Annotated in this window: 10 protein-coding genes; 5 read left to right on the top strand and 5 right to left on the bottom strand. The window is 70.2% G+C overall.

Annotation, left to right across the window (positions count from 1 at the left end; genetic code table 11):
- Window positions 1-95 precede the first annotated feature (95 nt).
- Both ACFWP7_RS08885 and ACFWP7_RS08880 read right to left on the bottom strand, forming a co-directional pair.
- Window positions 96-1,292 carry an MFS transporter gene (locus ACFWP7_RS08885; RefSeq protein WP_384378288.1) on the bottom strand — a complete coding sequence of 399 codons (1,197 nt, stop codon included), beginning with the start codon at window positions 1,290-1,292 and terminating at the stop codon, window positions 96-98.
- Window positions 1,293-1,682: 390 nt separating this feature from the next.
- Entirely contained in the window at window positions 1,683-2,447 is a 765-nt protein-coding gene (locus ACFWP7_RS08880) for a hypothetical protein (RefSeq protein ID WP_384378284.1), read from the bottom strand.
- Between the two features lie 258 nt (window positions 2,448-2,705).
- Here ACFWP7_RS08880 and ACFWP7_RS08875 point away from each other — a divergent pair, with 258 nt between their 5' ends.
- The 3 genes from ACFWP7_RS08875 (at window position 2,706) to ACFWP7_RS08865 (ending at window position 7,286) form a co-directional block, all read left to right on the top strand.
- The gene (locus ACFWP7_RS08875; protein WP_384378281.1) at window positions 2,706-5,147 is read left to right on the top strand and encodes an endonuclease/exonuclease/phosphatase family protein; all 2,442 of its coding nucleotides are present in this window, start codon (window positions 2,706-2,708) and stop codon (window positions 5,145-5,147) included.
- A 197-nt stretch (window positions 5,148-5,344) separates the two neighbouring features.
- Entirely contained in the window at window positions 5,345-6,661 is a 1,317-nt protein-coding gene (locus tag ACFWP7_RS08870; protein WP_384378278.1) for a glycosyltransferase family 4 protein, read from the top strand.
- Between the two features lie 76 nt (window positions 6,662-6,737).
- Window positions 6,738-7,286, top strand: coding sequence for a GNAT family N-acetyltransferase (locus ACFWP7_RS08865; RefSeq protein WP_384378275.1), 549 nt, complete (start codon window positions 6,738-6,740; stop codon window positions 7,284-7,286).
- A gap of 25 nt (window positions 7,287-7,311) precedes the next feature.
- On the opposite strand, the gene ACFWP7_RS08860 is transcribed toward ACFWP7_RS08865, so the two are convergent.
- The 3 genes from ACFWP7_RS08860 to ACFWP7_RS08850 form a co-directional block, all read right to left on the bottom strand.
- Entirely contained in the window at window positions 7,312-9,141 is a 1,830-nt protein-coding gene (locus tag ACFWP7_RS08860; protein WP_384378272.1) for a copper resistance CopC/CopD family protein, read from the bottom strand.
- Between the two features lie 113 nt (window positions 9,142-9,254).
- Window positions 9,255-9,875: a GNAT family N-acetyltransferase gene (locus ACFWP7_RS08855; protein WP_384378269.1), complete on the bottom strand. Its 621-nt coding sequence runs from the start codon at window positions 9,873-9,875 to the stop codon at window positions 9,255-9,257.
- On the bottom strand, window positions 9,865-11,931 hold the full coding sequence (locus tag ACFWP7_RS08850; protein ID WP_384378266.1) for a penicillin acylase family protein: 2,067 nt from the start codon (window positions 11,929-11,931) through the stop codon (window positions 9,865-9,867). Before ACFWP7_RS08850 ends, ACFWP7_RS08855 begins: the two co-directional genes overlap by 11 nt.
- Window positions 11,932-12,009: 78 nt before the next feature.
- On the opposite strand from ACFWP7_RS08850, the gene ACFWP7_RS08845 reads away from it, so the two are divergent.
- Window positions 12,010-12,363 (top strand): SIP domain-containing protein, encoded by a 354-nt coding sequence (locus ACFWP7_RS08845; RefSeq protein WP_384378263.1) that lies wholly within the window; start codon window positions 12,010-12,012, stop codon window positions 12,361-12,363.
- Between the two features lie 24 nt (window positions 12,364-12,387).
- Window positions 12,388-12,981, top strand: coding sequence for an HhH-GPD-type base excision DNA repair protein (locus tag ACFWP7_RS08840; protein ID WP_384378260.1), 594 nt, complete (start codon window positions 12,388-12,390; stop codon window positions 12,979-12,981).
- Window positions 12,982-13,059 lie beyond the last annotated feature (78 nt).

Genomic DNA, 13,059 nt, shown 5'->3' with positions numbered 1-13,059 from the left:
CGGACTCACCTGATCACCCCACAGACCTGCCCGTCAGCCCACGGACTCACCTGATCACCGCACGGACCTGCCCGTCAGCCCACGGACTTACCTGATCACCGCACGGACTTCACCCGCAGGACAGCAAGCCCACCCAGGAGGCCGAGCACGGCCGCGGTCGGGAAGATCAGCGCGTACGAGTCGGTGCTCACCACGATCGCGCCGGCCACCGCGGGAGCCAGGATCTGCGGAGCGGTGGAGGCGAAGTTGACGACACCCAGATCCTGGGCGTAGGAGGCGGACCGGGGCAGGACCTGGGTGATGAGCGCGGTGTCGACGGCCTCGAAGCAGCCGAAGGCCAGTGAGCCGAGGGCCGTCATGAGTAGGTATCCGGTGACGGTCGGGCTGATGAGCGGGATCAGCATCGCGCCGCCCAGCGCTGTGGCCGCACAGGCCACGAAGACCTTGCGGCGCCCGATCCGGTCGGACACGATGCCCGCCGGGACGACCGAAAGACAGATGCAGAGGGCCGCGACACCGGCCACGACGGGGACGACGTCGACCGCGTCGTCCCCCAGTCCTATGTAGTCGTCGAGCAGGTAGAGGCCGTAGGCCTGTACGAGGAAGAAGCCGGTGTAGGTGAGGGTGCGGCCGGCGAAGGCCCACCAGAAGTCCGGGTGTTCCTTCGGGGAGACGAGGAAGGACCGCCACCCCCGCGTCCGCGTCGGACCGGGCCGGACACGGGCCCCGGACCGGTTGTCGGGGTCGGGTGCGATGAACAGCCGCGTTCCGGCGAGAGCCACCGGTATCAGGCCGAGGACGAGGTAGGCGACGCCGTAGTCGGCCGAGATCACCGAGCCGAGCACGGTTCCGCCGACGGAACCGAGCATCATGCCGAGACTGAGGGCGGAACTGAACCGGCCTCGTCGTTCGACCGGCACCCGGTCGGGCAGCACTGCGGCCAGCGGCCCCTGCGCGGCGCTCAGCACGAACTCCGAGGCGACGTACAGGACGGCGAGCGTGGCCAGCGACCCTGCCCCGCCCATCCCCCACAGGAACGGAACGGCAAGGACGCTGCCGCCCACGATGAAGGGCGTACGACTCCCCGAGCGGGTGCGCGTCCGGTCGGACAGCGCACCGGCGAGCGGCTGCGCCACCATGGCGGCGGCCGCGCCGAGAAGCGTGAACAGGCTCAGGACTCCGGCCTTGCGGTCGTCGCCCACGAGGTCCTGGACCTGGAGTGCGAGCAGCACGCCCGGCACCGCGCCGTACACGACGGAGATGCCGAACTGGGAGGTGCTGATGGACACCATCAGGCGAAAAGGCGCTGTATCGGTACGCGAACTGTCCGCGGACGCGCTACGCACCTGCGGGAGGGGAGAGGGCGAGGCAGGCAAGGCGTCTCCAACGAAGTCGAGGGATACGGCGCGGGAGGCGTGCTGTCGAGGTGCGGGGCCGTGCACTCTCGCCGGTACGCATCGACGCCGTCGCCGGATCCTGTACCTGCACGTTCAGGTCTGAATTTCGACTACAGCGTATCCATAATGAATCAGGCAGGTAAATGGGCGCGTAGGCACCACTTCTGCAAGCCCGCGGCACCCGCCTGCCTCCCCGGGCACAACGCGAAGGGCCCCACCGCGAACGGTGGGGCCCTTCAACGTTCTCCGACCAACCAGGTCAGGTCCTGGACGACAACCAGGCGACTACTCCCAGCCGATAACCTTGAAGTCCTTGTCGACGAAGATGTGGTGCGGCCAGTTGACGCCGACGTTGTGGACCTCGTACTCGCCGCCGCTCAGTTCCACCACGCGGTTGGTGACGCCTCCGGGAACGACGGCCTGCGCGGCCTTCACCGCCTTGTCGGCCACGGTCCCGGCGAGGATCGTCCCCTCACCCTCGGTGTAGTCCGGGATCTGACCGACCGACTTCTCCTCTGACGGCGCCCCCTGCTCGAAGGGGACCACCCCTGCCGCCGCGGCGGCCGCGACTCCGCCGTCGCCGTTGGGCTGCACGATGACCTGCGTGGCGTCGATGGTCGCGCTGTCGACCGTCCCCAGGACGAGGACGCTCGCGCCCTCCTTCACGGCCTTCGCCGTGGTGGGGGCGATTCCCTTCTTGTAGCTCGTGGTGGACGTCACGTCGACGGTCACCACCACTCCGGTCGCCGTCGAGAAGGTGAAGCCCGTGGTGGACTTGGTGTCGACGATGCCGGTCGCGCCTCCCTCGGAGGGATCAGCCACGGGGCCTCCGGTGGGCGTGGCCGTGACATCCAGGGGCGTCACGGAAGCCGCCGAGGCGGACGTGCCGCCGGCGAGTCCGGCCACCGCGCAGGTCAGTCCGGCGGCCACGATCAGTCCACCGGTCTTCTTCGACAGCAACCGCCGTGCGTGCGACCGACGGGTTTTCACGGCCAGGGCCGCCGGGGCGGGTTCGGCGGACGACTGGCTGGTGGGGTCGTAGTCGTTCATGACGACACTCCTCATCGCTTGTGGGGGGCAACTGCACTGAGACTGCTCGCCGTTCACATGAGGAGGCTGTGGGTGCCCTTAAGAACTCCTTGCAATGGTCAGCGACATCGTCACCCACTCGTTCCTCAGATTTAACGCACGACGTCTTGGCACCCACGATCTACGCGCGTAACTTGAGCCGACTCCCCACACCAGCCACTCCATGTGCCGCCCGCCGGTGGCGCGTTGCCGTTCGTGACGTACGAGGAGACAGTCGGCGTGCCCAGAACTCCACACAGCAGACCCCGTTGGCGCCATCTCGCCTACCCCCTCCTCTCGACCGGAGTGGCCGGGGCGTTCGTTCTGACCGCGGTGCCCGCGGCCTCCGCGGTGCCTTCCACCGGCGCGCTGATCACCGAGGTGTACGGCGGCGGGGGCAACTCGGGTGCGACGCTCACCCGGGACTTCGTCGAGCTCGGCAACGCCGGTTCGGCGTCGCAGGACCTGTCGGGCTACAGCGTGCAGTACCTGCCCGGTACGCCGTCCGCGTCCTCCCAGTGGGGAGTGACCGCGCTCACCGGCTCCGTCGCACCCGGCAAACGCTTCCTGATAGCCGAGTCCGCGGGCACCGGCGGGACGACGGCGCTGCCCACCCCGGACGCGACCGGCACGCTCGCGATGAGCGCGACCGCCGGCACGATCGCCCTGGTCTCCGGGACCACGGCGCTCACCTGCAAGACCGCCGCGGACTGCGCGGCCGACAGCCGGGTCGTCGACCTGGTGGGCTACGGCACGGCGGTCGTCCGGGAGGGCGGCGGCCCGGTGACCGGCGCCTCCAACACCGCCTCCGTCGCACGGGCCGCGTCCCTGGCGGACACCGACGACAACGCCGCCGACCTCACCGCGGGCGCGCCCACTCCGTTCAACTCGGCCGGTGAGACGGCCGGTTCCGGCGGCGACGACGGTGGCGGTGACGACGGCTCGACCGAGCCCGGCACCGTCCGGGTCCACGACATCCAGGGGACCACCCGGCTGTCCCCGCTCGCCGCGCAGACCGTCACCCGCGTACCGGGCGTCGTCACCGGGGTACGTACGACGGGCTCGAAGGGATACTGGCTGCAGGACCCGGGGCCCGACACCGACGCCCGCACCAGCGAGGGCGTCTTCGTATACACCGGCTCGGCCACTCCGGCGGTGAAGGTCGGCGACAGCGTGCTGGCGAGCGGCAAGGTCAGCGAGTACTACCCGAGCAGCACCAGCCAGTCGGTCACCGAGATCACCGCGCCCACCACCAAGGTGCTCTCCAGCGACAACCCGCTGCCCGCGGCCGTCACCCTGGACGCCACCACCGTCCCCGACGCCTACACGCCCACCGCCGCGGGCGGCAGCATCGACTCACTCGCCCTCGAACCGGCCACGTACGCACTGGACTTCTACGAGTCGCTGGAAGGCGAGCGCGTCGCGGCCACCGACACCCGCGTGGTCGGTGCGACGACCGCGTACGACGAGGTGTGGGTGACGGTGAAGCCGGGCGAGAGCGCGACCCCGCGCGGCGGCACGCTGTACTCCTCGTACGACCAGCCCAACACCGGCCGTATCAAGGTGATGTCGATCGACGACACCGCCACCTTCCCCGTGGCGAACGTCGGTGACGTGCTCTCGGGCACCACGGCCGGCCCGCTCGACTACTCCACGTACGGCGGCTACAACCTCCAGGCCACCCAGCTCGGCACGCTCACCGCGAAGGGTCTCAAGCCCGAGACCACGCGGAAGCAGAAGAGCACGGAGCTGGCGGTCGCCACGTACAACGTGGAGAACCTGGACGCGCTCGACGAGCAGGCGAAGTTCGACCGGCTGGCCGGCGGTGTCGCGGTCAGTCTCAACTCCCCCGACATCGTCGCCCTGGAGGAGATCCAGGACGACAACGGCGCCACCAACAACGGCACCGTCACCAGCGAGGCGACGCTGACCCGGTTCACCGACGCGATCGTCGCGGCGGGCGGCCCCCGGTACTCCTGGCGCTATGTCACGCCGGAGAACAACCAGGACGGCGGCGAGCCCGGCGGCAACATCCGCCAGGTCTTCCTCTTCAACGCCAAGCGGGTCTCCTTCACCGACCGCCCCGGCGGCGACGCCACCACCGCGACCGACGTGGTGAAGACCCGCAAGGGCGCGCAGCTCACCTACTCGCCGGGCCGGATCGACCCCGCGAGCGACGCGTGGGACGCGAGCCGCAAGCCGCTGGTGGGCGAGTTCACCTTCCGGGGCGAGCAGGTCTTCGTGATCGCCAACCACTTCCTCTCCAAGGGCGGCGACGAGCCGCTGCACGGCAGCGACCAGCCGCCCGCCCGCAGCTCGGAGACGCAGCGCAACGCCCAGGCCGCCGAGGTCAACACCTTCGTCAAGAGCCTGCTCGCCGCCGACCGGAGCGCCAAGGTGGTGGTGCTGGGTGACCTGAACGACTACGAGTTCTCGCAGACCGTGACCACGCTCACCGCCGGACGGGTGCTCACCCCGCTGATCAAGACGCTGCCCAAGGCACAGCGCTACACCTACGTGTACGACGGCAACTCGCAGACCCTGGACCACATCCTGACCAGCCCGGCCGTCACCGCCTTCGACTACGACATCGTGCACATCAACGCCGAGTTCGCCGACCAGGCGAGCGACCACGACCCGCAGATCGTCCGGATCGACATCAGCAGGTGCGGACAGCGGTAACCCGTTCCCGTACCGAGTGTTTCGCGTGCTCAGAAATCTCTCGCCGTGCCGTCCCCGTCGTCCGGGGGCGGGAGGCGGAGTGGCAGTTTCACAGCGGGCGCGTAGTATTCACCCTTTGAGGTGGGCAGGGAGCCCCCGGGGTGGCTCCGGGGGCGCCCGCGGGGAGCCCGCTGGGAACCAACGGGGGAATTGCACGCATGCGCGTCACCTTTCTGATCCACAACGGCTACGGCGTCGGCGGCACCATTCGCACCACGTGCAACCTCTCGGGCGCGCTCGCCGAGTTGGGGCACGACGTGGAGGTGGTGTCGGTATTCCGCCACCTCAGGACTCCCCGCTTCACCTACGACAAACGCGTACGCCTGCGTCATCTCGTCGACTCCGACAAGAAGAGCGCCGACTACGAAGGCGGACTCCCCGAATTCGCGCTCCCTTCCGCCGACTTCCCGCGCGGCGATCACCGGTACCCCGAGTACAACGCGCTGACGGACCGGCGCATCGCCGAGTTCCTGGCCGACCTGGACACCGACGTCGTCGTCGGCACCCGCCCCGGACTCAACGTGCAGATTGCCCGCCAGGCCCCGGCCACCGTCATCAGAGTCGGCCAGGAACACCTCTCCCTCGAAGCCCACAAGCAGCGGCTCAAACTCACTCTGCGCCGCGACTACCGCCGGCTCGACGCGGTCACCACCACCACCCGCGCCGACGCCGAGGCGTACCGCCGACAGATGTGGCTCCCGGGCGTACGGGTGACCGCACTGCCCAACAGCGTCCCCGATCCGGGCCTCGCCCCCGCCGACTGCTCCGCCCCGCAGATCGTCGCGGTCGGCCGGACCGCCCCGGTGAAGCGCTACCCGGACCTGATCAGGGCCTTCGCCCAGGTCGCGGAGCGGCGCCCCGACTGGGGACTGCGGATCTGCGGGGTCGGACCGCAGGACCGCGAACTGAAGTCACTGGTGGGGGAGTTGGGGCTCGCCGACAAAGTCACCTTCCTGGGCAACGTCACCCCCGTCGAACCCGTGATGGCCAAGGCGTCGATCCTGGTGATGTCCTCGCGGATGGAGTCCTTCGGGATGTCCCTCGTCGAGGCCATGCGAGTCGGCCTGCCCGTGGTGAGCACCGACTGCCCGCACGGCCCCCGCGAGATCATCACCCACGGCGTGGACGGCCTGCTGGTGCCGCCGGGCGACATCGACGCCCTGGCCGGCGCACTCCTGGAGCTGATCGACGACGAGCCCCGGCGTCGGCGGATGGGCCGGGCGGGGCTGCTGAAGGGCGCACGCTACGACCCCGAGCCGATCGCCGAACAGTGCGCGGCCCTCTTCCAGGAACTCCTGGACGCACGCGGCACCGGCCCCACCGCCCCTCCCCAGCCCGCCACCGTCCTCCTGCGTGCCACCGCACACACCGCCGCGGAACTCGCGGGCGTGACCGCCACCCGGGCGCGCCGAGTGCCGGGCGCCCTGAAGCGACGACTGAGCGCCCGCCTGGGAAGGCCGGCCAGGGCTCAGTAGACCGTGCCCGCCCCTTCAAGAACCTCGTTGGTGACTCAAAGGATCACTCTTACCGGCGTGCGATAGGTTCCCCGCCATGACCGACCCCCGACCCCTCGCCTGGCCACCCGCACCGATCAGGACCGAGCGGCTCGTACTCCGCGAGTCCGAGGCCCGGGACCGTGCGGCGGTCATCGAACTACTCACCTCGCCGGAGGTGAACGCCTACCTCGGTGGTCCTCGACCGCGCGCCGAGCTCGAACGCACGGTGCCCGAAGTACCCGGGCGGCGCCCCGGCTTCTTCATGGTCGAGCTCGACGGAACGACGATCGGCACGATCCAGCTCGACCCGCACGCCCCCGAGCCTCCGGGCAACCACCGTCTGAAGGCCGGGGAGACCCATCTCGGCTACTTGTTCCTGCCACAGGTGTGGGGACGCGGATACGCCACCGAGGCGTGCACAGCGGCCCTCGACTGGTTCGCCGCCGCCCTTCCCGGCGAACCGGTGGTGCTCTACACCCAGACCGCCAACGTCCACTCGATGCACCTCGCGGCGAAGCTGGGCTTCACCGAGCTGGAGAGATTCGAGGCGTACGACGCCGAGCAGTGGTTCGGCGTACGGTCCCCGGCCACGCAGCCCGGTTGAGCCAAGTCGCGTCGGGACAGCACACCTAGCCGATCGTCACCGTCTTCTCCACCGTGACCTGGTCGATGTCCGACGTCCGCACCGTTGCCTTCATCGTCCAGGTGCCGGCCAGCGGGAGAGTGAGGCCGTCGGTGGCCCAGTAGCCGCCCTTGTCCGTGAGCTGGGCGTCGATCGGGCCGACGTCCTGCTTCGGCAGGGTGAACGTCAGACGCAGTTCGGGGACGGTCGCGAGACCGCCGTCGGGACCGTAGACCACGGCCTGGACGGAGTTCTCGCCCACCCGGCCGGGCGCCAGGTCGATCTGGACCTTGCCGCGCCCGCCGGGGGTACCGACGTCGAAGGGGATCAGTGTCGTCGAGCCGGTGGGCTGGTCGGCGGCCACGGTCGCGGCCGCCGTCTCGGTGGCAGCCCGCCCCGGCTGGGTACCGGTCAGAACAGTGGTGATCACCAGCACGACGATCCCGACGGTGACCTCGGCAAGCACGGAACGCCGCAGCGCCCGCCGGTACGCATCGGGCTCACCCCCCGTCCCACCGCTTTGTACGTCGTCGCGGGACGAGTCATCCCGTACGTCCGCGGAGCCACCCGGAGCCCCCACCACCTCCGGCACCCGCTCCACCGCAGACACGGACACGGCCACCGGCTCCGGACCCGCCAGCCGCCTCGTCCAGCGCTGCGAGTACCCCGCCCCCGCCAGCAGAAGCAGCACCGCGCACAGCTTGACGAGGAGGATGCGGCCGTACGACGTCGAGGTCAGGGCGTCCCAGGAGCCGAGGCCGCGCCAGGACTGGTAGACGCCGGTGATGGTGAGGACGGCGACCGAGGTGAGGGCGAGCCGGGAGAAGCGGGTGACGACGGCCGCGGGGACCGGTTCGGCGGGGCGGTGGAGCGCGACGAGCAGGGCGGTCAGGCCACCGAGCCAGACGGACATGGCGAGCAGGTGCAGTACGGAGGAGACCATCGCCACCGGGACCTGGATCCCGGCGGACGCATGCTCGGCGGCGGCCCAGGTGACCGCGAGGCCGAGGGCGAGCAGCCCGCCCAGTGCCCACACGGCCCGCCCCCGCTGCCGTACTCGTACGGGATAGAAGGCCACCGCCCCCAGCAGCACAAGGCGGGCCACCAGCGCCACCCCGGGCCTGCTCGTCAGCGTGTCGCGCAGTACCGCCGGGTCGAAGGCCGCCCCGAGTCCGCTGCCCCGCTCGTACGGGCCGCGCAGGAGCACCAGGGCGAGGGTGGACACGAACAGGGTCCACCAGCCGCCCAGCAGCAGACGGCGCACACTGCCCGGGAACCCGCAGGCCAGCACGGAGACGGCGGCGCCGATGAGCACGGCGAGGCCGCCGTAGGCGACGTAGCGGGTGATGTCGTAGAGGTTGCTCGCGACGGTGTCCTCGGTGGAGGCGGTGGGCAGGACGGCGGCGGTCGCGGTGGCTTTGCCGATGGAGAAGGTGAAGGCGCCGGAGACCGGGTGGCTGTCCGCCGAGACGACCCGCCAGGCCACGGTGAAGGTGCCGGTGCCCATGTCGTCCGGGAGGCTCACCAGGGCGGTGTTGGAGCGGTCGCCCGCGTGCGTGGGCTTGCCCGTGTGGACGCGGGCGTTGTCCGGGGTGATCACGCGGAAGGAGTCGTCGAGGAGGCCGACGGACTCGGTGAACGTCAGCGTGATCTGGGTGGGGGCCTCCTTCATCACGCTGCCGTCCTGCGGATCGGTGCCCTTCAGCGCGGCGTGCGCGGACGCGCCGCCCACCCCGCCGAAGAGCACCAGGACCAGCACGGAGCCCAGCAGCGCCAGCCCCCGGACGATGTACCGCCGCGCTCGCTGTCCGCTCACGTACCGTCTCCGTATCCGCATGTCCTCGCCGCGACCCGCATTCCCCCGGTCTCGGATACGTACGGACGATAGCGGCGTCCTGCTCACCCCCGCGGCGGGAACCCTCCCAAGGACACTCGCCCCCTAGGCCGCCCCTAGGTCCTGTCCGCGAGAGCCCTCTCCCGTGTGAGGAAGGCGAGCCGGGCCGGCTTCTCGGGGAGATGGACCTCGGGCAGGTCGATCTCCGGCAGCACGATCTCCGGCCCCGGGACGAACCCCTGCCTGGTCAGCCGGGAGATCGCCTTCGTGTTGCGCGCGTCGGGCTCGACCACGACCCGCTGCCGGTCGAGACCGATCAGCGCATACGTGGTGAACGCGGCCAGCAACGCCGCCGACCAGCCCGGTCGGCCGCCGCTGGGTCCCGCGGGCCCGATCAGCAGGTGGATCCCGATGTCCCCGTCCTGAACGTCGTAGCACTCGCTGACGCGGTCCGCGTGGGGCTCGTACGTCTGGAAGAGCGCGGCCGGTGCGCCGTCCTTGACCGCGAGGAAGGCGTGGTGGGTGTCGAGCGAGTCCAGATGAACGTAGATCTCCAGCACCTGCTCTCTGCCGAGCCCGTTCATGCCCCAGAACGCGGCCCGCTCCTCGCTCACCCAGCCGTGGATGACATCCAGGTCGGCGTGCGGGTCGACGGGCAGGATCCGGATGGTCCCGAAGCCGTCGACGAGCTCCTCGTGGACGGCTTCGCGGCCCCCGGCGTACGGCTCAGTCCGCATGGTTCTCCTTGGTCAGTACATTCCAGTCGGTGGTCACTCGGACCAGATCTCCCTTGACCCACAAGGGGAGTTGGTCACGGTGGTGGACGGCCCCCGGGACACCGTCGGCGCCGAGCGGCACCACCCAGAGGCTCTGGTCCCGGTCGGCGAGATCCCATACGTAACGGGCGGCCGGACCGCGCACGCTCAGATCGGTGAGCCCCGGCACCGCCGAGGTGCACAGCACACAGTCGTGGTCGCCGGAGAGTCCCGGTTCGTCGTACGACGTGACAGCGACCGCGCGCCAGGGGGCGAGCCGGTGAGTCTCGCCCCAGGTGTGCGGGGTCCAGTCGGCGGCCACGTCCTCGACAGCCGCACACACCACCGCGGCGCGATCGATGCCGTACAACTCCTCGGCCCTCAGCAGGCTTTCGAGGGCGAAGGCGATGCGTGGAGTGAGGGCGAGCCAGGGAAGGAAGATCTCCGGGTACGGAGGCGGGTCGGCGAGCACGGCAAGCGCGGGGTGCGCCGCGAGCCGTCGTACGACCGCACTGCGGATCGCCGCGAACGCCGCGGCGCCGACACTCTCGGCGTCCATGTGCCGGTCCCAGCCGAGGAGTTGGTCCCGCAGGGCGACGGCCGACGGGCTCAACTCCTCACCGAGAGCCGCGAGATGGTCCAACAGCGCCCCGGCCGAGGCGAGATGAGTGTCCATGTGAAGGGCCGCCATGTCACCGGCGGCCCACTTCGCCTGTGAATGGAGAAGTTCCTGGATGCGCGTCGCACGATGGGGCGCGGCAAACTCGACCCCGAACGGAGTGGCGAGCCCCCGCTGATTGGCCATGACGGCGATCTCGGCACCGGCGGCGTGGGGCATCTCGTCATGCCGGCCCCGCCACTCCCGCCCCGGCTCCCACGCGTCCACGATCCGCGTCCGGTTGTCCGCACTCCGAACCGGAACCCGTCCCGCGACCCGATGCAGCAGCCCGCCCGTGGTGTCGGCGGCCTGGACGACATTCACGGGCTCGGCCCAGAGGTCGAACGCCCGGTCCACATCGGCGACCTGACGGGCTCGCAGAAGAGGAAGCAGCGCACTGAAACCGAGGTCCTCGGTGACGCGAGGCGGATAACGGAGACTGATGGACTCCTCCGCACCGGCTCCCCCGATGATGACCGGCCCCCGCTCCGTCTCGATCACCTCGACCTCGACGGACGAGCCTCCGGCCACCTCCACCCTCTCCACGTGCCGCGCCGCGGACCGCCAGGTGCCATCGGGACCAAGCGCCTCGACCGACGACGAACCGCCCTGCCGCAACCGCTCCCGGTAGAGATCCTGGTAGTCGGCCATCGCGTTGGTGATCGCCCAGGCGACGTGGCCCGTGTGACCGAAGTGGGCGATGCCCGGGACGCCCGGGACGGCGAGGCCGACGACGTCGAACTCGGGGCAGGCCAGGTGGATCTGCTGGTAGACGCCGGGGTCCTCGATGAAGCGATGCGGGTCGCCGCCGATGAGCGCGTGCCCGGTGACGGTCCGCACGCCGCTCACCAGCCACCCGTTGCTGCCGGAGGTACCGGGCCCGTCGGTGGCGAAGAGCTCCACGGCCTCCGCGCCGAGCCGCCGTACGACCTGCTCGCGCCACAGCTTGGCGGGAAACCCGGCAAAGAGGATGTGCGTGCCGAGCCAGACGCCGAGCGGGGTCCACGGCTCCCAGCGCCCCGGAACGAGCCCGGTCTCCGCGAACTCGACCGCCCGCCGACCACCCTCCACAAGCCCCTCATTGACCCCGTCCGCATACGACACGACCCACGCGGCGGTCTCGGGATCCCGTCTCTCCAGGGCGGCGAAACAGCGTCTGGCGGTGTCGTCGAGCCGGGCCTGCCGGGCGAACCGGTCCCAGGCGACGGCCTCGGCGCCGAGGAACCCGGCGGAGGTGCCCTGGAAGCGGTGCCGCTCGACCTCCAGCTGCCAGGCCCGGTCCACGGCGGTGACCCGGCCCTGGGCACGGGCGAGTTCGAGTGCGCTGTCGGCGCGCAGGTGAGGGATTCCCCAGGCGTCACGGTAGATCTCGACGGTCACGGTCCATCCCCACTCTTTTCAGGTTAGCCTAACCTAACCACCTTCGAGGAGAAATCGTACGTGGGGGGTGGAGACCGCATGGTTCCGGGGCACGGCTGGGAGGGTGCGGTCCTCAACTCCCTCCTGGACTCCATGAATTCCACCCCGGCCACCATCTGGTTCGAGACGGACCACGAACCCGAATCCCTCCCCCTCCGCCTCACCCCCACCCTCCACGACCTCCGCCCCCTCCCCCGCCGGGACAACGGGGCGCACCTGGTCGCCCAGGTAAAAGCGGGCCTTCCCGCGCCACTCGAGGCGGCGCACCCGAACCCGTACATCTGGATCGCCTGCGACACGACCACCACCCGTTCCCTGACGTCGTACGTCCGCAAGGAGCTGGCACTTCCCCGCCGGCGGGTGCACGCGCTGGGCTACTGGCGCGCGACCTGACGCCACACCCGCCATCATCGATCCATGGACGTCACCCTCCACCTGGCCCAGCAGCCCGAAGCCGACGAACTCCTCGGACGCAGCCCCCTGGCAGCCCTCGTCGGCATGCTCCTTGACCAGCAGGTTCCAATGGAATGGGCGTTCGCGGGCCCGTACACGATCGCCCAGCGCATGAACACGAACGACCTCGACGCCGACGAGATCGCCACGTACGACCCCGAGGCCTTCGCCGCCCTCCTCTCCACGAAGCCGGCCGTACACCGCTACCCCGGCTCCATGGCCAAGCGCATCCAGCAGCTGTGTCAGTACCTCGTCGAGCACTACGCCTCAGACGCGAGCGCCGTCTGGAACGACGTCACCACCGGCGACGAACTCCTCCGGCGCCTCAAGGAACTCCCCGGCTTCGGCCCCCAGAAGGCCCAGATCTTCCTGGCCCTCCTGGGCAAACAACTCAACATCCACCCCAAGGGCTGGCGCGAGGCCGCGGGCCCCTACGGCGACCCCCATTCCTTCCGCTCCGTAGCGGACATCACAGGACCCGACTCCCTCACAAAGGTCCGAGCCCACAAACAGGAAATGAAGGCTGCCGCCAAGGCAGCAAAAGCGACCGGCAAATAACCCAAGGCCCAAAGACCCAAAGACCCACGGCCCGCAGCCGAACGACGGCGGAAGGGGGCGTGCCGGTACGTCCAGATG

Source organism: Streptomyces sp. NPDC058470 (assembly GCF_042721055.1).
GTDB lineage: Bacteria > Actinomycetota > Actinomycetes > Streptomycetales > Streptomycetaceae > Streptomyces.
This window is presented reverse-complemented; position numbering and strand designations above follow the sequence as displayed.

Coding starts and splice junctions, on each gene's coding strand:
- ACFWP7_RS08885 (WP_384378288.1), bottom strand. CDS start 1,292: ATGGTGTCCATCAGCACCTCCCAGTTCGGCATCTCCGTCGTGTACGGC.
- ACFWP7_RS08880 (WP_384378284.1), bottom strand. CDS start 2,447: ATGAACGACTACGACCCCACCAGCCAGTCGTCCGCCGAACCCGCCCCG.
- ACFWP7_RS08870 (WP_384378278.1), top strand. CDS start 5,345: ATGCGCGTCACCTTTCTGATCCACAACGGCTACGGCGTCGGCGGCACC.
- ACFWP7_RS08865 (WP_384378275.1), top strand. CDS start 6,738: ATGACCGACCCCCGACCCCTCGCCTGGCCACCCGCACCGATCAGGACC.
- ACFWP7_RS08860 (WP_384378272.1), bottom strand. CDS start 9,141: ATGCGGATACGGAGACGGTACGTGAGCGGACAGCGAGCGCGGCGGTAC.
- ACFWP7_RS08855 (WP_384378269.1), bottom strand. CDS start 9,875: ATGCGGACTGAGCCGTACGCCGGGGGCCGCGAAGCCGTCCACGAGGAG.
- ACFWP7_RS08845 (WP_384378263.1), top strand. CDS start 12,010: ATGGTTCCGGGGCACGGCTGGGAGGGTGCGGTCCTCAACTCCCTCCTG.
- ACFWP7_RS08840 (WP_384378260.1), top strand. CDS start 12,388: ATGGACGTCACCCTCCACCTGGCCCAGCAGCCCGAAGCCGACGAACTC.